Origin of the sequence: Caulobacter sp. FWC26, from assembly GCF_002742645.2 — a bacterium.
In the GTDB taxonomy this organism is placed as follows: Bacteria; Pseudomonadota; Alphaproteobacteria; order Caulobacterales; family Caulobacteraceae; genus Caulobacter.
This window is the reverse complement of the sequence record NZ_CP033873.1, coordinates 130533-149425: the sequence shown is the minus strand read 5'-3', so window position 1 is coordinate 149425 and position 18893 is coordinate 130533. Positions and strand designations below refer to the sequence as shown.

General features: G+C 65.5%; 18 protein-coding genes. 10 read left to right on the top strand and 8 right to left on the bottom strand.

The annotated features are described in order from the left end of the window. Positions 1-14 precede the first annotated feature (14 nt). Genes CSW63_RS00715 through CSW63_RS00705 form a run of 3 tightly spaced genes read right to left on the bottom strand, consistent with a single transcriptional unit; the run spans position 15 to position 2736 of the window. Positions 15-656, bottom strand: a complete 642-nt coding sequence (locus CSW63_RS00715; protein WP_082749719.1) for a glutathione S-transferase family protein — start codon at positions 654-656, stop codon at positions 15-17. Further along, positions 653-1849 (bottom strand): thiolase family protein, encoded by a 1197-nt coding sequence (locus CSW63_RS00710; RefSeq protein WP_099504295.1) that lies wholly within the window; start codon positions 1847-1849, stop codon positions 653-655. Before CSW63_RS00710 ends, CSW63_RS00715 begins: the two co-directional genes overlap by 4 nt. Beyond that, complete coding sequence (locus CSW63_RS00705) at positions 1846-2736, bottom strand: 3-hydroxyacyl-CoA dehydrogenase (RefSeq protein WP_082749720.1); 891 nt, start codon at positions 2734-2736, stop codon at positions 1846-1848. Before CSW63_RS00705 ends, CSW63_RS00710 begins: the two co-directional genes overlap by 4 nt. Before the next feature lie 253 nt (positions 2737-2989). Here CSW63_RS00705 and CSW63_RS00700 point away from each other — a divergent pair, with 253 nt between their 5' ends. The 5 genes from CSW63_RS00700 to CSW63_RS00680 are packed head-to-tail and all read left to right on the top strand — an operon-like array spanning position 2990 to position 7894. Beyond that, a complete protein-coding gene (locus CSW63_RS00700; protein ID WP_082749721.1) occupies positions 2990-4141 on the top strand; it encodes an acyl-CoA dehydrogenase family protein in 1152 nt (383 codons plus the stop codon). Then, positions 4141-5151 carry an acyl-CoA dehydrogenase family protein gene (locus CSW63_RS00695; RefSeq protein WP_062099314.1) on the top strand — a complete coding sequence of 337 codons (1011 nt, stop codon included), beginning with the start codon at positions 4141-4143 and terminating at the stop codon, positions 5149-5151. Before CSW63_RS00700 ends, CSW63_RS00695 begins: the two co-directional genes overlap by 1 nt. Then, positions 5151-5951: a crotonase/enoyl-CoA hydratase family protein gene (locus tag CSW63_RS00690; protein WP_062099316.1), complete on the top strand. Its 801-nt coding sequence runs from the start codon at positions 5151-5153 to the stop codon at positions 5949-5951. The genes CSW63_RS00695 and CSW63_RS00690 overlap by 1 nt, the downstream gene beginning before the upstream one ends. 12 nt (positions 5952-5963) lie before the next feature. Further along, the gene (locus CSW63_RS00685) at positions 5964-7094 is read left to right on the top strand and encodes an acyl-CoA dehydrogenase family protein (protein ID WP_062099372.1); all 1131 of its coding nucleotides are present in this window, start codon (positions 5964-5966) and stop codon (positions 7092-7094) included. A 20-nt stretch (positions 7095-7114) separates the two neighbouring features. Continuing rightward, entirely contained in the window at positions 7115-7894 is a 780-nt protein-coding gene (locus CSW63_RS00680; RefSeq protein ID WP_062099318.1) for an SDR family oxidoreductase, read from the top strand. Here the strand turns inward: CSW63_RS00680 and CSW63_RS00675 are convergent. The 3 genes from CSW63_RS00675 to CSW63_RS00665 form a co-directional block, all read right to left on the bottom strand. Next, on the bottom strand, positions 7891-8874 hold the full coding sequence (locus CSW63_RS00675; RefSeq protein WP_062099374.1) for a fumarylacetoacetate hydrolase family protein: 984 nt from the start codon (positions 8872-8874) through the stop codon (positions 7891-7893). The two genes, CSW63_RS00680 and CSW63_RS00675, sit on opposite strands and share 4 nt — an antisense overlap. A 112-nt stretch (positions 8875-8986) precedes the next feature. Beyond that, positions 8987-11446: a TonB-dependent receptor gene (locus CSW63_RS00670; protein WP_062099320.1), complete on the bottom strand. Its 2460-nt coding sequence runs from the start codon at positions 11444-11446 to the stop codon at positions 8987-8989. Positions 11447-11642: 196 nt separating this feature from the next. Then, positions 11643-12314, bottom strand: coding sequence for a TetR/AcrR family transcriptional regulator (locus CSW63_RS00665; protein ID WP_168193566.1), 672 nt, complete (start codon positions 12312-12314; stop codon positions 11643-11645). On the opposite strand from CSW63_RS00665, the gene CSW63_RS00660 reads away from it, so the two are divergent. The 3 genes from CSW63_RS00660 to CSW63_RS00650 are packed head-to-tail and all read left to right on the top strand — an operon-like array spanning position 12286 to position 15448. Beyond that, positions 12286-13062, top strand: coding sequence for an SDR family NAD(P)-dependent oxidoreductase (locus tag CSW63_RS00660; protein ID WP_062099322.1), 777 nt, complete (start codon positions 12286-12288; stop codon positions 13060-13062). The two genes, CSW63_RS00665 and CSW63_RS00660, sit on opposite strands and share 29 nt — an antisense overlap. Before the next feature lie 26 nt (positions 13063-13088). Beyond that, entirely contained in the window at positions 13089-14387 is a 1299-nt protein-coding gene (locus CSW63_RS00655) for an acyl-CoA dehydrogenase family protein (protein WP_062099324.1), read from the top strand. Beyond that, complete coding sequence (locus CSW63_RS00650) at positions 14384-15448, top strand: phosphotransferase family protein (RefSeq protein ID WP_099504291.1); 1065 nt, start codon at positions 14384-14386, stop codon at positions 15446-15448. The genes CSW63_RS00655 and CSW63_RS00650 overlap by 4 nt, the downstream gene beginning before the upstream one ends. Positions 15449-15501: 53 nt before the next feature. On the opposite strand, the gene CSW63_RS00645 is transcribed toward CSW63_RS00650, so the two are convergent. Beyond that, positions 15502-16836: an amidohydrolase family protein gene (locus CSW63_RS00645; protein ID WP_062099327.1), complete on the bottom strand. Its 1335-nt coding sequence runs from the start codon at positions 16834-16836 to the stop codon at positions 15502-15504. A gap of 170 nt (positions 16837-17006) precedes the next feature. On the opposite strand from CSW63_RS00645, the gene CSW63_RS00640 reads away from it, so the two are divergent. Then, positions 17007-17420, top strand: a complete 414-nt coding sequence (locus CSW63_RS00640) for a VOC family protein (RefSeq protein WP_062099329.1) — start codon at positions 17007-17009, stop codon at positions 17418-17420. A gap of 11 nt (positions 17421-17431) precedes the next feature. Here the strand turns inward: CSW63_RS00640 and CSW63_RS00635 are convergent, their stop codons facing one another. Then, positions 17432-18256, bottom strand: a complete 825-nt coding sequence (locus CSW63_RS00635) for an IclR family transcriptional regulator (protein ID WP_099504289.1) — start codon at positions 18254-18256, stop codon at positions 17432-17434. A 263-nt stretch (positions 18257-18519) separates the two neighbouring features. Between CSW63_RS00635 and CSW63_RS00630 the strand changes: the two genes are divergently transcribed. Continuing rightward, positions 18520-18879: a PaaI family thioesterase gene (locus CSW63_RS00630; protein ID WP_246842006.1), complete on the top strand. Its 360-nt coding sequence runs from the start codon at positions 18520-18522 to the stop codon at positions 18877-18879. Positions 18880-18893: the final 14 nt, after the last annotated feature.

Here is an 18893-nt window from a genome sequence, read left to right as displayed (position 1 = left end):
GGCCTCTTCGTTGCTCAAGACGGAAATGGCGGCGTCTTCTCGCGCGCCATGGCGCGCTGAACGCCAGGCCGTTCGGCCATGCGACGCGCTAGCGCTGAAAAATGCTTCAACTCGGCCATCGGATAGTCGCCCGCGACGCCCCAGGCGTAGAACACCAGCGCATAGGCGTCGGCGACCGAGAGGCGATCGCCCACCAGCCAGTCTCGACCGGTCAGCAACCCGTCGACCTTCCGCAGATTGGCTTCGAACCGACGTCGCCCCTCGGCGCTCAGCGCCTCATGGGTCGTCTGGTCAGGCGTGAAGCGGAACGGGGCTCTCGCCATCCGGCCAGTGATGTGGACGGTGCTCGCGAACCAGGCGGTCAGAGACAGCGCGCTGGCCTGATCGAACCCATCGTCAGGCAGAAGCTGGGCGTGCGGCGCCAGATGCGCGACATGGTGGAGGATGGCGACGTTCTCAGTCAGCAGACGCTCGTCGCACATCAGCGCGGGCACCCCGCCCGCGGGGTTTGTCCGTCGCCAGATCTCGACCGCCTCGGGATCGTGAAGCCGCACCCGGCTGGCTTCGAACGGCAGCCCCGACTCCTCGAGCGCGACATGGGACGCCAGAGAGCAGGTCGTGGGCGTATAGTAGTAGGTGAGTTTGGGCATAGTCATACGACCGCGGGCGCGGCCGACGCGTCCAGATTTTCGTACACGGTGGCGGTCGCCAGGCCGCCAGCGCAGCAGATGGCCTGCAGCCCGTATCGTTGGCCGGTGCGGCGCAACTCGTGGATCAGGCTGGTGGCGATCCGCGCGCCCGTCGCGCCCAACGGATGGCCCAAGGCGATGGCCCCGCCGTTGACGTTCAGTCGATCGGCGTCCACGCCGGTCGCCTGCATCCACATCATCGGCACGCTGGCGAAGGCTTCATTGACCTCGAACAGCGCGATATCGTCAAACGCGAGACCCGCCAGCGCCGCCGCCTTACGGCTGGCGGCGATCGGGCCCTCCAGCATCAGGGTCGGATCCGCCCCGACGACGGCGACGGAGCGGATTCGCGCCAGCGGAGTCAGGTTGAAGCGTTTGACGGCGGCTTCAGAGGCGAGCAGCACCACCGCCGCCCCGTCGGAGATTTGCGAAGCGTTGCCCGCGGTGATGCGCCCCTGCTCACGGAAGCTGGTTTTCAGCGTCGAAAGTTTCTCGCGGCTGGTGTCGCGGCGGATGGTCTGGTCGGCCTCGAGAGGGTCACGCGGCCCCTCCCAGTCTTTTTCGCAGAGCTCGGCGACCGGAACGGCGACGGTTTCGGCGACGAAGCGCCCGGCGTCCGTGGCGGCGGCGGCGCGGCGATGGGACTCGGCGGCGAAATCGTCCAACACGTCACGATCAAAGCCATACTTATCAGCGATCCGCTCGGCCGCCTCGCCCTGCGAAGTCGTCTCGTAGCGATCCGAAACCATCCAGCCGAACGCCTCGCCATGGATGGCTCGATTGGATCCCATCGGCACGCGCGACATTGCCTCGGCGCCGCCGGCGACGACCAGGTCGCTCACGCCAGCGGCGATCTGAGCCGCGCCGATATGGATCGCGGCTTCCGACGATCCGCACTTTCGGTCCACCGTCATGGCTGGAATGGTCTCGGGCCAGCCCGCGCCGAGCAGCGAGGTCCGCGCGATGTTTGCCGACTGCTCGCCGATCTGGGTGACACATCCGAAGATCACGTCGTCGATGTGTTCTGCGCCCACGCCGGCGCGGGCGACCAGCGCATTCAGCGCGTGGGCGCCCAGGTGGTCGGCGCGCACCCCGGCCAACGCACCCCGGAACCGGCCGATCGGCGTGCGCACCGCGGCGACCACATAGACCGGGTTCACAGCTGGCTCCCGCGCATTCCCGAGCCTGGCACCTTCACGCCATTCTCGTACTTGTAGACGCCCCAGCCGACCTTGCGGCCGTAGCGGCCAGCCTTGACCATCTTGATGATCAGCGGACAGGGCCGGAACTTGTCGCCGAGGGTGGCGTGCAGATAGTGCAGCACCGACAGGCGCGTATCCCAGCCGGTAAGGTCGCCCAGTTCGAGTGGTCCCATGGGGTGGTTGAAGCCCATCCTCAAGGCGGTGTCGATGTCTTCGGCGCTCGCGGCGCCTTCTTGCAGCATCCACATCGCTTCGTTGCCGGCCATGGCCGACATCCTGCTCGTGGTCAGCCCGGGCGTTTCGTTGACGACGATCGCGGTCTTGCCCAGCTGGGCGACATAGTCACGGCATAGCGCCACGGCTTCGTCCGTGGTGGCCAGCCCGCGAACCAGCTCCACCAGCTTCATTTTCTGGACGGGGTTGAAGAAGTGCATGCCGATGACCCGCGTCGGGTCCTGGCAGGCGGCCGCGATCTCGGTCACGCTGAGCGCGGAGGTGTTGGTGGCGATCAGGCCCGTCGGGGCCATGACGGCTTCGGCCTTACGCACCACATCGATCTTGATCGCCAGATTTTCCGAAACGGTCTCGACCAGAAGATCGACGCCGACCGCCCCGTCGGACACGCTCTCGGAGGTCGTCAGCGCCGCCAGGGCGGCGGCCGCGACGCCTTCGTCGACCTTACCAAGCCGAACCCCGTCGGCGAGAATGCCCGCGATCGTCTTTTCGGCCTTGGCCAACTGCTCGGATGAAACATCGATCAGGCGCACCTGGTGCCCCGAGGACGCGAACGCGTGCGCGATCCCCACGCCCATCAGGCCAGCGCCTACCACTGCTACCTTGGCCAAAATGTCTTCCCCTTGTTGAACCGGACCGCTCGCGTTGTCGCGAGCGCCGATGCGCCGATGACCGCCGGCGCCGCCGGTCGCGTCAGACGCTGCTCCTCCCGTGCGCGACGGATTCACCGCCGCATCGCCCGCTGAACAGTAAGGGGAAACTCGACCCGGCCGCAAACAAAATTCTCTGTTCAGAACGATATTCTAGCGTGTATAAGTCCAGTCGCTCCAAAGAGAGCCGATCCAACGTCCCTGGGGAGCCCTCGTGAACCTGCTTGATCAGTTCGGCCCGCCTGTTTTGCCGCCAGGCCTGGAGCCGTTGCGCGCGGAGGTTCGCGACTTTCTGGCAAAATGGGGCGCGACCTATCCGGCGGAAAAACGCGCCCTGTCGTGGATGGGTTTTGATCCCGATTTCAGCCGCGCCTTGGGCGCGAAAGGCTGGCTCGGCCTGAGCATCCCGAAGGAATACGGGGGCCACGACGCCTCGCCTTTTGAAAGGTTCGTGGTCAACGAGGAGCTCCTGGCGGCGGGCGCGCCTGTCACCGCCCATTGGATCGCCGATCGGCAAAGCGCGCCTCTCCTGCTGCGCCATGGCACGCCGGCTCAGAAGCAACGTTTTCTCCCGGCCATATGCGCCGGCGAAATGTACTTCTGTATTGGGATGAGCGAGCCTGCGTCGGGCTCGGACCTTGCTTCGGTGCGCACGAAGGCTGAGCGTCAGGGCGACGGCGCCTGGCTGCTGAATGGCCGCAAGGTCTGGACCACCAATGCCGACCGATGCCAAGCCATGATCGCTTTGGTGCGCACCGACGCCGCCAGCGAACGCCATGACGGCTTATCTCAGTTTCTCGTCGATCTCGCGCTTCCCGGCGTGATGATACGACCGATCAAGGATCTGTCCGGCCACGAACATTTCAACGAGGTCACTTTCGAGGACGTGCGGCTGGACGCCGACGCCCTGATCGGGGTCGAGGGCGAGGGTTGGGCGCAGGCCACCTCGGAGTTGGCGTTCGAGCGGAGCGGTCCGGAGCGCTTTCTAAGCGCCATGACGCTGTTCCGCTGCCTTGTCGCGGCGGTGGGTCCCGAACCGGACGCTCGCCAGGCTTTCGAGATCGGGCGCCTGGCGGCCTGGCTGGTGGCTCTAAGGTCGATGTCGATCTCGGTCACCGCGCAGTTGGCGGCCGGCCACGATCCTGTCTGGGCCGCCTCGTGCGTGAAGGATATCGGCACCGGCTACGAGCAGGACACGGTCGAGGTGGCGATGCGGTTGATCGATTCTCTGCCGCCCGGCGCCAAGACCGCCACCACGCGCCGGGTCCTGGCCATTGTCCAAAGCATGGCGCCCTCGTTCTCGTTGCGGGGCGGCACGCGGGAAATCCTTCGCGGCATTCTCGCGCGCGGCCTGGGGGTTCGGTGATGCGATCCTTGCTTCAGAACAGTATTGAACGGCTCTTGGCCGACGCCGTAACACCGGACGCCCTGCGCGCGGCGGAAGCCGGCGCCTGGCCGGCCGATCTGTGGGCCAAAATCGAGGAACTAGGCCTTCCGCTCGCCGCCGTGCCCGAGGACCAGGGCGGCGCGGGCGCAAGTTGGACCGATATTTTCGTCGTCATTCGCGCTTGCGGCGCCGCCGCCGCGCCCGTCCCCCTGCCCGAGACTATCTTGGCCAACGCCCTGCTGGCCGCGGCGGGGCTGCCCCCTCCCGAGAGCGGGCCCGTCGTCTTCGCCAGCGGCGTGGCCGACGGGCCTTTGGCCGATGTCCCCTGGGGACGCCACGCGCAATGGCTGGTGCTCCATGACCCGCGCGCAGGGCGCATTTCGCTGCACGCCCTGACCGAGGCCGTTGTCGCGCCCGGCAACAATGTCGCGGGCGAACCGCGCGACACGGTCACCTTGGCCGCCAGGTCCAAGGTCGCCGAGGCGGCCGCCTCGGCCGAGACGGATACGGTGATGCTCGGCGGCGCCTTGTTGCGATCGGCGCAGATGGCCGGCGCCCTGGGTCGCCTGACCGAACTCAGCGCCGACTACGCCAACGAGCGCGTCCAATTCGGCCGCCCCATCGGCAAATTCCAGGCCGTCCAGCAGCAGCTGGCGGTTTTGGCGACCCAAGCGGCCGCGGCCGTCGCCGCATCGGAGGCCGCCTTCCTGATGGCCGCGCCCAGCGCCCAGCGCGTGACCACCGCCTCGGCCAAGGCCGTGGCCGGCGAGGCCGCGGGCGAGGGCGCAGCGATCGCCCACGCTGTTTTCGGCGCCATTGGCTTCACCCATGAACACAGCCTGCACTTCCTGACGCGTCGCCTGTGGGCTTGGCGCGCCGAATATGGGTCCGACGCCTTCTGGACCGACCAACTGGGACGCATCCTCGCGGCGCGAGGCGACGAGGGCCTTTGGCCGCTCGTGACCGCGGCCTTTTGCGGAGACCACTGATGACCGATTTCCTGCTGAAGTCCCGCGAGGGCCCCGTGGCTATCTGGACCCTCAATCGGCCCGAGGCGCGTAACGCCTTCAGCAAGCCCGAGGACATGTTCGAGATCGAGGACGCCTGCGAGGAGGTTCGCGGCGATCCTTCGGTTCGCGTCGTCGTGCTGACCGGCGCGGGCGCGTCCTTCTGCGCTGGCGGCGACATCAAGGCGATGCGCGACCGCACCGGCATCTTCGAAGGCTCGCCTTACCGCCTGCGCAATCGCTATCGCGACGGCATCCAGCGCATCCCGATGGCGCTGTACGAACTCGAGACGCCGGTCATCGCGGCCGTCAACGGACACGCGATCGGCGCGGGGCTCGATCTGGCCTGCATGTGCGATATCCGCATCGCCTCGCAGACGGCGACCTTCGCCGAGAGCTTCGTCAAACTGGGCATTGTCCCGGGAGACGGCGGCGCCTGGCTCTTGCCCCGGATCGTGGGCATGCCGCGCGCCAGCCATATGGCCTTGACCGGTGACGCGCTGAGCGCTCAGACCGCTCTGGATTGGACGCTGGTGACCCAGCTGACCGAGCCGGAGGCGCTCCTCTCCACGGCGCTGGCGCTGGCCCATCGAGTCGCCAGCAGCCCTGGCCACGCGCTTCGCCTCACCAAACGCCTTCTGCGTGAAGGTCAACATATGCGCTTGGGTTCGCTGCTAGAATTGTCATCGGCCTATCAGGCGCTGGCCCATCATACGTCGGACCATGCCGAGGCGGTCGCGGCGATGATCGAAAAGCGTCCCGCCGCCTATACGGACAACTGACGAGTCATGACCATGCGCAAGGTGTTCCGCGACGACCACGAAATGTTCCGCGATCAGGTCCGGCGGTTCGTCGAGACCGAGATCGTTCCACATCACGCTCAGTGGGAACGCGATGGCATCGTGCCCCAATCGTTGTGGCTTCGAGCCGGCGAGCAGGGTCTGCTGTGCGTCACCGCGCCCGAGGAATACGGCGGCCCCGGCGGTGACTTTGGCCACAGTGCGGTCCTGATCGAAGAGCTGGCGCGGGTCAACGCCACGGCCGTCGGCTTTACCACCCACTCCGACATCGCCGTGCCCTATCTGGTCAACTACGGCACCGACGCGCAGAAGGCGCGCTGGCTGCCGCGCCTGATCAGCGGCGACCTGATCGCGGTCATCGCCATGTCCGAACCGCAGATCGGCAGCGACTTGCGCGGCATGAAGACCAAGGCCGTCCGGGACGGCGACCACTACATCCTGTCGGGCCAGAAGACCTTCATCACCAACGGTATCAATTCGGGCTTGGCGATCGTCGCAGCGAAGGTCGAGGGCCAAGCCAACCCAAAGGACATCACCCTGTTCTGCGTCGAGGCGGGAACGCCCGGCTTCGACAAGGGCAAGAAGCTGGAGAAGGTCGGTCTTCGCGGCCAGGACACCTCGGAGCTGTTCTTCTCGGACGTGCGGGTGCCGGTCGAAAACCGCTTGGGCGAGGAAAGCAAGGGCTTCGGCTGTCTGATGACCGAGCTGGCCAAGGAGCGGCTGATCATCGGCATCCGCGCCGCCGCCTCGGTGGAGTCGATGCTCGACAAGACCATCGCCTACACCAAGGACCGCATCGTCTTCGGTAAGCCGCTGTTCGAGTTCCAGAACACGCGGTTCAAGCTGGCCGAAGTGAGAGCGCGGAGCCAGATGCTGCGCGTCTTCATCGACGACTGCCTGCAGAAGCTGTTCGACGGCCAGCTGACTGCCGAGACCGCCGCCATGGCCAAACTGACCAGCGCCGAACTGCACGGCCAGTTGCTGGACGAACTCCTCCAGCTTCACGGCGGTTACGGCTATATGAGCGAATACGACGTGGGACGCGCCTGGGTGGATGCGCGCGTTGCCCGCATCTACGCCGGCACGTCCGAGATCATGAAGGAAATCATCGCCCGCACGCTCTGAGGGCGATCTGGAGCACGCCCATGGACCTTGGCATCGCCGGAAAGCGCGCGCTCGTCTGCGCCTCGTCGTCGGGCCTTGGAAAGGCCTGCGCCATCTCGTTGAGCGTTGAAGGCGTCGAGGTGTGGATCAACGGCCGGGACGCCGATCGCCTGGAGGCGGCGGCCCTCGAGATCGAGACCCTGACCGGGCGGCGGCCGCATACGATCCTCGCCGACATCGACACAGCGCAAGGACGGACGACGGCGCTGATCGCCTGCCCCGAGCCCGACATCCTGGTCTGCAACAGCGGCGGCCCCAAGCCTGGCCGACTGGCGGACTGGACCGAGGCGGCCTGGAGCGATGTCGTCGCGGCCAAGATGATCTCGCCGATCCTGTTGATCCAGGCGGTGATCGGCGGCATGCGCCAGAGGGGGTTTGGCCGCGTGGTCGCCATCACCTCGGCCATGGTCAAGACCCCGAAATTCCCGATGGCCCTGTCCACCGGACCCCGCGCGGGACTGACCGCGTTCTGCAAGGCCCTCGCCGGCGAGGCCGCCAGCGACGGCGTCACCGTCAACTGCATCCTACCCGAAAAGATCGAGACCGATCGACTGGCGCAAATGACCCGATCCCTGGCCCGCGCGCGCCAGGTCGACGAGGCCGCGGCCCGCGCCGAAATGATCGGCGCGATCCCCGCTGGCCGGTTCGGGCGCCCCTCGGAGGTGGGTGACGCCTGCGCCTTCCTGTGCTCGGATCGCGCGGGCTATATCACCGGCCAGAACCTGCAACTGGACGGCGGGGCCTATGGCGGCCTGGTCTAGGCGGGCCTGACAATCCGATTGCGCAGCACGCCGATCCCTTCGACGTCCAATTCGACCTCGTCGCCCGGCTTCAGGAACCGCTGGGCCTCCAGGCCGCAGCCGTTGCCGATCGTGCCCGATCCCAGGAACTCGCCCGGATACAGCGTCTCCGACCGCGAGATATAGGCGATCAGATCCTCGAACTTCCAATGCATCGTACTGGTGTTACCCCGACCCCATTCCTCGCCATTGACCCGCGCGATCATGGTCAGGTCGTAGGGGTTGGGCATTTCGTCGGCTGTGACCAGGCAGGGCCCCATCGCGTTGCCGGTGTCGAAATCCTTGCCCTTGGCCGGCCCCAGCTGACCGATCATTTCAACGGATTGCGCGTCGCGGGCGCTAAAATCGTTGTAGATCGTGTAACCGAAGATGTAGTCGCCGGCCTTCTCCGCCGGAACGTCCTTGGCCAGCTTCTTGATGTAGCAGCCATACTCGAGCTCGAAATCCATACTGCGCGAATAGGAGGGCCAGATCACCGCCTCCTCGGAGCCGACTACCGAGAAGCGGTTGGCCTTGTAATAGATCGGCTGTTTGGCGAAGAGGTCGAGAATCCGTTGTTCGGCTGGCGAGGGCCCGGTGTCTGCGATCACCTCGACGCCCTTGGCCTTGGCCCGCATCTCGCGCGCGGCCGAATAGCATTGGCGCAGGTGCAGCTCAAAGCAACTGCAGTCGCGCATTTGGGGCGGTGGCTGGATGGGCGCCCTCAGCTTGACGTCCGCACGGGCCAGGATCGCCGTCTCCGGCGCGGACTTGACCGCTTCCATCGCCTTGTCGAGCGCGTCGTCTCCCCCTTCGATCAACGCCAGGATATCAGCCAGTTCAGCCGCATGGTCTCCATGCCGCTGCTGATGCGCGGCGGCCAAGTCGACGATCCGGCTATCGCCTTCGATGAAGGCCCCCGCCCGGCGACGGCCCTGGGATTCAAATGTGACCAAACGCATCGGCTTCACCCTCCGTTGGCCTCATTCGGCCGGTTCTAGACGCCTGCGCGGTCCGGCCTGCAAGCCGAACCGCGGCGTGTTCTCCTGCCGCGGGACGGCGCGGCCAGTCCTTTCAGAACGGTCGGACGGTCAGTTGCAGCATGATCTCGCGACCGCGATTGACGTTGCCGCTCAGGTCGGCGAGCCCCCCGGTCAGGGCCGACCCCGTTCGGGTAGAGATCCCGGTCTGGGGCACGTTGGAAGCGACGTCGACCCGATATTTTTCCGTCAAGTTGCGCCCCACCAGCGCCAGCTCCCACCGATGGTCGCTGCGGAACACGCGAACGCCAGCGTTCAGGAAGACCACCCCATCCTGCAGGGCGCCAGGATGAAGTTCAGGATGAGGATTGTATTGGGACTTGTAGAGGCCGTCGACGTTCATGCCCCATTCGATTCCCTTGAAACCGCTCTGGCCGGTGTAGGCCGCGCCCAACGACCCGGTCCACTTGGGCGCGTTCACCATGCGCTGGCCCGCCAATTGTTGGCCTGTGTAGCGCCCAGTGGTCGGGTTGATCAGCAGGTTGCACCCTTCGGCGATGGTCTGGCCGATGTAGCAGGTCGCCAGGAAGTCAGTGTAGTTGGCGTCGTTGTAGTTGGCCGCGCCGCGGATCGTCAGACCCGGCGCGCCTGCCGGCCTCCAGGTGAAGTCGCTCTCCACACCCTTTACGGTCGCCGCACCGGCGTTGTTTACGCGGATCACCGGCACGCCGCTAGAGTTGTCGAGGGAGTTCACCTGCAGGTTGGTATAGTCGTAGTCGTATGCGGCGGTGTTGACGCGCAACGCCCCGTCAAACAGAAGCGCCTTAACGCCGCCTTCGACCCCTTCGGCCGATTCCGGCAGATAGAGCGCGTTCAGCGGCGTCGTGAAGGCGGCGCCGGTATTGGTGGCCGCAGCGAAGCCGCCCGACTTGAAGCCCTGCTTGTAGGCCCCGTAGAGGGTGAGCCGTGTGGTCGGCCGCCAGGTCAAGGTCACTTCGGGCGAGGTGTTCTTGAAATCCGCCGAGGCGGGCGACACCGGCTGCGGCGCCCCGTCCCGGGTCACCGCGAAATCCTTGGTCTCCTTGCTCCAGCGCAGACCGCCGGCCAGCTCAAGCTTGCCCGTGATGTCCCAGATCGCCTGGCCGAACACCGATCGGGTCTTGCCGTCGATGTCGTGCAGGAAGAGCGGCGCGCCCGCCAGCACGTTGCGGGTGTAGGTCTGCAGATCGGAGTCCTCGTAGAAGGCTCCGACCAGGAAGTTGACCGGCCCGGACAGGTCCGTGGCCAGACGCGCCTCCTGGGTGAACTGAGTGTAGCCGGTATTGCCGGTGAAGTCGTTGGCCGCCACCGCGTCGGAAGGCGCGACAGCGTAGGTGTCGGCGCGGAAATCCTTGTTCTTGGCCCAGCCGGTGACGGATGTCAGGGTTACCCGATCGCTCGGCCGATAGTTCATTTCCAACGAATAGAGTTGCTGGCTGTAGTCGCCAGCGCCGTCCGGATCCGTGAACCCTTCGGGCGAGCCGACCAGAAAGGCCGGGTTGATGTTGCCATTGGCGTAGGTCGCGTCGGCGCGGCAGTTGTCTACCGACAACGCTGCGGCCAAGGCCGGGTTGGCCGCGCCGCCATTCAGGGCCGTGGCCTGCGGCGCCAGTTGGGGCGCGCCATTGGGGCAGTAGATCCGCTGGAACCCGCCCGCTTGATTGTAGCCGATCCCCTTGTTGTCGGCGTAGCTGAGCTTGAGCCGCGCGTCGAAGGCCTCGGTTGGCCGCCACTTCAGGGTGGCGCGCGTGAAGAAGAATTTTTGCTGCGGCCCCCGGTTCGTCGAGCCGGTCACCGAGCCCGACCGGATCGCGTTCGCAGCGGTGGCGGCGCTGTCGGCGATATTGGTGCGCCAGCCGTCCATATCCGCGCCGTAGACGACAAGGCGCGCGCCGAGCGTGCTGGTCAACGGTCCAGAGATCATCGCCTCAAGCTGACGCTCCCGAGCGTTGAACTCATAGCCGCCGCGCACCTCGGCGTCCAACGTCGAGGTCGGGTCGGCCGTGGTGATCGAGATGACGCCGGCCGGGCTGTTCTTGCCGAAGAACAGCGCCTGCGGTCCCCGAAGAACCTCGATCTTCTCCATGTCGATCTGGCCAATGCGCACCGCCCCGCCGCGCGAGAGCTGGATGCCGTCGACATTGACCGCCACCGTCTGTTCGAAGGTGGGGTTTGATCCCGCCGTCGTGCCGACACCGCGCAACGCCACCGTTCCGCCGACGCCGCCCGACACCTCCCCGACGGTGATGCCGGGCGTCACAGCGCGCAGGTCCTGCAGACTGTCAACAGCGAGAGCTTTGAGCTGCGCCGCGCCCAGGACTGTCACCGACACCGGCACCGAGATCGGCGCCTCGTCGCGACGGCGGGCGGTGACGACAATACTGTCGAGACCGGTGGCGGACTCCTCGGTCGCCGGAGCCTGCGCCTGAACCTGGGCAAGGGCTGGGGCCGACAACAGGGACGCCAAGGCCCAGGCCAGGACTCCGCGCGATACGCTCGCTCTCGCATTGGTCATTCAGATCTCTCCCCCGCTCTCGTCTTCGCATCTGTGGCGAAATCCGTTGGAGCCATTGGATCTGCCCGATCGGGCGATCTGCCGCGATGCTAGTCAGAGGCGGGAGACATCGCAAGAAAAAATCTGATACACGAATTTCATTCTGAGTTCTAAACGGGAAGACTCATTTCGAGTCCATGCGGCGCACCGCGCGCACCTAGACGCCGGGCTCGGGCGTAACCATGCCCACGAGCGTCTCGACCAGATCCTCCAGCGTAGCAGCGCCCCAGAACGCATGATTGGGATGCGCGGCCAGCGCCGCTTCTCGCGCCGTCATGATCGCGCGCAGCCCCAAGCTCAGGAACACCAGCCGGCGCTCGAGCATCTCCTGCGGCAAGGCGGAAAGCCGCCGGATATGATCCAGGCACCGCTGATAGCCCCGGTTCCAGCCATCAGCGACGATGGCGTCGAAAGCCACTCGGTTTTGCAGGCTGAAAGTGCTGATGAACCGCAGGTAGTCCCCCTCCCCTCCGCCCTCGCCGAGGTCGGTGGACGGCAGGATCAGCACCTCCATCACGTCTCGCAGCGCATGAGGCCCGCCATCGGCTTCCAGCGCATCGAGCCGGGCGTTGCGGCGCTCATCGATCAGACGCGCGCCGTCGATGACCAGCTGCTCAACCAAGTCGTCTTTGGACCCGAAATAGTAATGCAGCGACGCGCCGTTGCGATGGCCGGCCGCCGTCAGGATTTCGCGCACGGAGACAGCGTCCACGCCCCGCGCGGCGAATAGGCTCTGAGCGGCCCGCTTGATCGCGTCCCTGGCGATGTCGGCTTTCATGGATTGACGGTTTATCCCAGGCATGGGAAATAAAGCAACCGTTTCATTCAATCGTTTTAGGCCTCTCGTGGATCTCGACTTCACCGAAAAGCGCGTGCTCGTCATTGGCGGATCGAGCGGGATCGGGCTGGCCTGCGCGCAAGAGTTCGCCAGGCGCGGCGCGACAGTCGCCATAACGGGCACTCGTGCGAACAAGGCCGCCTATGGCGATGGCGCTTCGGCCCTGGAGCCGTTTGAATTTTCCAGCCTGAATCTGGCCACGCCCGGCGCGATCGACCAATGGACCGCGCCTTTTGAGGCTGTTGACGTCGTGATCCTGTCCCAAGGGGCGGTGGAGTACCGGCGCAAGGAGTTCGAGGCCGACACCTTCCGCCACGTGGTGGAAGTGAACCTGACCAGCCTTATTGCCTGCGCCCAGAAGCTGGCGCCGGCGCTCGAGGCGCGGGCCGGAAGCCTGATCATCATCAGTTCGGTGGGCGGCCTGCGCGCCACGCGCGGCAATCCGGCCTATTCGGCGTCCAAGGCCGGCGCGATCCATTTGACGCGGACGCTGGGCGACGCCTGGGCCGGACGCGCCATTCGCGTCAACGGCATCGCGCCGGGCCTGATCGCCACCAAGATGACCGCGGTCACCACCTCCGACCCCGACCGCCTCCAGGAACGCCTAAGGGGCATTCCCCTCAAGCGCCTGGGCCTTCCCAAGGAGGTCGCGGGCGTGGCGCTTTTCCTGGCGTCTCCGCTGGCCTCCTACATCGTGGGCGAGACGATCGTCGTCGATGGCGGCCGCACCCTGTCCTGACAATCCAATAAGAACGGAGACGGCCAATGGCCTGGGACTTCGAAACCGACCCCGATTTTGCCGAGCAGTTGGCCTGGATCGACGCCTTTGTCCGCGATGAGGTCGAGCCGCTCGACCTCGTCTTGCAAAGCCCATTCGACGTCGACAACCCCCTGAACCAACGTTTCGTTCGTCCGCTGCAGCAACAGGTCAAGGCGCGGGGTCTCTGGGCCTGTCACCTTGGCCCTGAGCTGGGAGGGCCTGGCTATGGCCAGGTCAAGCTGGCCTTGATGAACGAGATTCTGGGGCGCTCGATCTTCGCGCCGACCGTCTTTGGCTGCCAGGCGCCCGATTCCGGCAACGCCGAAATTCTCGCGGTCTACGGCACCGCCGAACAGAAGGCGCGCTATCTCCAGCCCCTGCTCGCCAATGACATCGTCTCCTGCTTTTCGATGACAGAACCGCAGGGCGGCGCCGACCCGACGACCTTTTCGACCCGCGCGGTCCTGAAGGGCGATCAATGGGTGCTCAACGGCGAGAAATGGTTCGCCACCAACGCCCGCTACGCGAGTTTCTTTCTGGTCATGGCCGTTACCGAGCCCGACGCTCCTCCCCATCGACGCCTTTCGGTCTTCATCATTCCCAAGGGCGCGCCCGGGCTCGAGATCGTTCGCAATGTCGGCTACGGCGATCGCGATCCGGCCCATGCCTATTTGCGCTTCACCGATGTCGCCGTTCCGCTCGATCATATGCTGGGCGGCCGCGGCGCCGGCTTTGTCGTGGCCCAGGTTCGATTGGGCGGCGGTCGTATTCACCACGCCATGAGAACGATCGGAAAAGCCCGCCAAGCGTTCGACATGCTGTGCGATCGCGCCCTGTCGCGCATCACGCGCAACGAGCTGCTGGCCGACAAGCAACTGGTTCAGGAGAAGATCGCCGACAGCTGGATCGAACTCGAGCAATTTCGCCTGCTGGTCCTGCGCACGGCCTGGAAGATCGATCGCGAGCAGGACTACAACAAGGTGCGTGGCGACATTTCGGCGGTCAAGGCGGCCATGCCCAAGGTGCTCCACGACATCGCCGCGCGCGCGGTCTATGTCCACGGCTGTCTGGGACTGTCGAACGAGACGCCGTTGGCGGCGATGGTGCTGGACTCGTTCCAGGTCGGTTTGGCGGACGGACCGACCGACATTCACAAGGTGACCCTGGCCAAGCAGCTCCTGCGAGGCCGAAAGCGTTCGCAGGGTCTCTTTCCGGATTACCATCTGCCCGCGCGTCGTCAGGCGGCGCTGAGCAAGCTTGGCCTGACCGGCGGCGAGGCGGGTCTGAGGGCGGTGGTCGCATGACCATCGATCGTCCCCACGGTCTCGAGTTGGTCGACCTCGACTCCCTGTCCGCGTGGATGGATGGCGAAGGTTTGGGTTCGGGCCCCATCGTCGACGTCGCTCAATTAACCGGCGGCTCGCAGAATGTCCTGCTACGCTTCAACCGAAGCGGTCGCGGGTACGTCCTGCGCCGTCCGCCCGCCAATCCGCGCCATGACGGCAGCGATACGATGAGGCGCGAGGCGCGCGTGCTCAAGGCGCTCAAGGGCTCGGACGTGCCTCACGCCGGCCTGATCGCCGCGTGCGACGACGCCTCGGTGCTCGGGGCGGCGTTCTACCTGATGGCACCGCTTGAGGGATTCAACGCCGCGGTGGGCATGCCGCCCCTGCACGCCGGGTCGCCCGCGGCGCGGCGCGCTATGGGCCTGTCGGTTGTTGACGGCCTGTCCCGCGTCGCGCTGATCGACTATGCGGCGGTCGGCCTTGCCGACTTCGGCAAACCGGATGGCTTTCTGGAACGCCAGGCGCGTCGCTGGCTGACGCAGCTTGAAAGCTACGGTGAGTTCCCAGGCTGGCCCGGCGCCGTCGGCCTGCCCGATGTCGGCCCCATCGGCGACTGGTTGGAAGCCCATCGGCCCAGGACCTTTCGTCCCGGCCTGATGCATGGCGACTTTCATCTCAAGAACGTGCTGTTTCGTCAGGACGCGCCGGTCATCGAAGCCATCATTGACTGGGAGCTGTCGACGATCGGCGATCCCCTGGTCGATCTCGGCTGGCTCCTGGCGACCTGGCCGGGTCCGGGCGGAGACATGAGCCAGACGACGATCGTCGTCGAGCCGTGGGAGGGCTTTCCGGAGTCCGAGGAACTGGTTGAGGTCTATGGCCGGCTGACGGGTTCGGATCTGTCGAACCTGAATTGGTACCGGGTGTTTGCTTGCTACAAGCTGGCCTTGATCCTGGAAGGCAGCTACGCGCGGGCCTGCGCCGGCAAGGCCCCGATGGATATCGGCCAACGCCTGCATGGCAACGCCGTGCGCTTGCTCGGGCGCGCGGGGCGCTGGATCGAGGGAAAGCGGACATAAGAACGCCCGCCGGTGGCTGTTCCGGCGGGCGCCTTGATCTCCGGCCGGGCCGTCTAGCGGCGGCCCGAGACCGTCGATTCCGCAGAAGCGTTCGCGAACATCCGGTTGATGTCGCCCGAGGTCACCGGCTTGCCGGCTTCCCGCTTGGGCGCAGCGCCCCCGAGGCCGAGCAGCGGATCAGTATGAACCGGGACGGCCGCGGCCGCCGCCTTCAGGGCGCCGACGGTGCAATCTTCCTTCTTCAGCACCGAGAACGGGTCATAGGAGAATTCGCGCATCGCATTGATGTGGGTGATCTTGTCGATCGTCTCACGCGACAGGTGCTGAACGTCGTTCCACAGCTTCTCGGCCGAGTGCGGCCAGACCGAGTCCGAGTGCGGATAGTCGCATTCGTACATGACCATGTCCTCGCCGATGTAGTCGAGGTTGGCCAGACCGAACTTGTCTTCGATGAAGCAGCTGATGATGTGCTTCTTGTAGATGTCGCTGGGCATCACGCCGGGGCCGAAATTCGAATTGGTCCAGGCATTGTGGTGGCCGTGGGTGAAATCGGCGCGTTCCAGCAGGTAGGGAATCCAACCGATGCCGCCTTCGGAAAGGGCCATCTTCAGCGTGGGGTACTTCTTCCACATCGGCGCCCAGATCCAGTCGGCCGCCGAGTTGGCGATCGAGATCGGCATCGAGGTGATCCAGGCGTCGATGGGCGACAGGTCCGACGCGTGCGCGGCCGCCGAGCCCGTGCCGATGTGGCAGCAGATAACCACCTGATTGTCGGCGCAGGCCTTCCAGAGCGGATCCCAATAGGCGTCATGCAGCGAGGGCCAGCCCGCAAGCGCCGGGTTGTCCGAGAACGACAGGGCGTGGACGCCCAGCTTCGCCATTCGCTCCACTTCGGCGACGGCCGCCTGCATGTCCCAGAACGGCGTCAGCATAAGCGGGATGAAACGGCCGGGCGCGGCGCCGGCCCAGTCATAGAAGTGCCAGTCATTGTAGGCCCGGATCGCCGCCAGGGCGACCTCGGGATCCTGCTTCGAGGCGGTTTGGAACCGAGCGCCGGCGAACCCCGGGAACGTCGGGAAGCAGATCGAACCCAGGATGCCGTTGGCGTCCATATCCTCAACGCGCGCCTTGATGTCCCACGTGCCGCGGCGCATCTGCGCGTAGTTGAGCGGCTCCATGCCGTACTCTTCCTTCGGGCGGCCGACGACGGAATTGAGGCCCATGTAGCCGGAGGCCTTTTCCTCGAACATCCAGACGTCGCGACCGTCGCGCTCTTCGATGTGCGGCTCGCGGCCTTTCAGGTGCTGCGGCCAGTGTGGCGTAAAGGCATTCGGCGGCTCGATGACGTGGTCGTCCACGCTCACAAGGATCATGTCATCGACTGTCATCTGGCTTTCCTCGCTTCCAAAAGGGCGGCTTGTCGCCGCCTCTCAACCGGGCAGGGCTTTTGGACCGCCACCGCCATTCAGAATTTCTTTCTATAACAAAAATCGCAAAAGTGTCTAGAAAATACCTGCCATCGTCATCTCGGCATGGCGGCAAAAAAGCGGGGTAGTCGATGATCGTCCGCATGGACCACTTCACCGTCATGACGGACCGATTGACCGAGACTCTCGATTTCTACGCCATGCTCGGGCTGACGATGGGGCCAAGGCCCGATTTTGGCGTCGGCGGAGCGTGGCTCTATGTCGGCGATCATCCGCTTTTGCACATCGTCGAGACGACGCGCATGCCCGAGCCGCGGCGAGGGGCATTGGACCACATGGCCTTCTTCGCGCAGGGCTTTCAGGCGGCCGCCGCGCGCATCGCCGCGGCGGGCCTAACCTATCGGGTGATCCGCACGCCCCGCCCGTTCAGCTTCTGGCAGCTGTTTTTGTTCGATCCGAACGGCGTCGAAGTCGAGCTCGATTTCGCCGCCGATGAAGCCCCGCCGCCGGACTGGAAGACCAGAGCCGGCCTAGGCGATCGTTGATGACGCGGCGATCAGGTCAGGGCGCTGGTCAGGCGCCGGCCAGCGTCGCGCAGGGCAGTGCCAATCTCTTCGAGCGCGGCGTCTTCATACTGGCCGAGCAGCATCACCCCAACGATGCTGAAGGCCACATCGCCGGTTCGGTCAAACACCGGCGCGGCGATGGTCTGCACGCCTTTGGTGAAGTAGCCCGGGTCGCTGGCCCAGCCGCGCCTCTCGGCGGCCTCCACCTGTTCCCAGTAGTCCTCGAAGGTCAGGGGTGTCTGCCAACGCAGAGCCTTGAACGCGGTCTTCAGGTCCTTTCGCGTCCAGCCCAGGTGCGGCGCCATGATCCGGCCCGTCGAGGCCATGAGCACAGGCAGTCGCTGGCCTTCGGCCATTTCAATGCGAACGTTCGCCGGGCTCGGCACGCTCTTGACCAGAATGATCTTGTCGGGCCCCAGTCGCTTCCACAGGGTCACGGTGATGTTGAAGCGATCGGCCAGGTCGCGCATCTGCGGCGTGGCGGTCGCCACACGTTGACCCTCGGTCAACAGATTGCCCATCAGCGTCGTCAAACCAACGCCCACGGTATAGGTCTTGGTGAGCGGATCGAACTCGACGACATCCTCCAGCACCAGAGTGCGAAGGATGTTGAAGCAGGTGCTGGCGTTGAGCCCAAGGCTCCGCGAGATGGTCACCGACCGTGTCGGCCCGCCCGATTCGACCAGGAATTTCAGGATACGGATCGCATTGGCCGCGGGTTTGACGATCACCGTCTTTTCGGAAAGGTCGCCCCCCCCTCCGTCAAGGCTCTCCCCATCGTCGCGGGAGACCGTGCCCACTGCTGATCGCGCCATGCGCACTCCATCTTCGACGAACACCGCCAAATTCAAGCAATTCACTATCAGAATCATACTGAAAGCGAAACATCAGCGCTGCGGCGGGACGCTTCCATACATTCTGATATTCAAATGACGTTTCGCATAGCGCGATCCGAAAACCTTTGGAAGGGTAAGCCTTGGTTGATGAACGCATCGCGCTCTGCAGGGGCTGCCGGGTCGGGGACAGAAGCTGCCGGTTCGGGGCCGACCTATTTAACGCCACGTCTCCCGAAGAGGGCGTGGCATTCGTACAATGTCCCGCCGATTTCGACGGCGGTCCGGAAGTTGCGCACGGCGGCTGGATCGCCGGCGTTTTCGACGATGTCCTGGGCCGTTTTCTGACCCATCGCGGCGTCAAGAGTGTGACCGCCACGCTCTCGGTCAGCTTCCTCATGCCCGTCCCGGTTGCGCGGCCGCTCGTCCTAAGGACGCGGGTCCTGTCGCGTGAGGGACGGCGTATCACCATGGCGGGCGCGTTGCGCCTCGAGGACGAGCACCAGGATCGGGCCACGGCCGAAGGGGTCTGGGTCGAGAGGCGACCGGATCATTTCGAGCGGCATCGCGCTCAGATGTCCGCGGATCGTCCCGACACGCCCTGAACGGTTTGTCGATC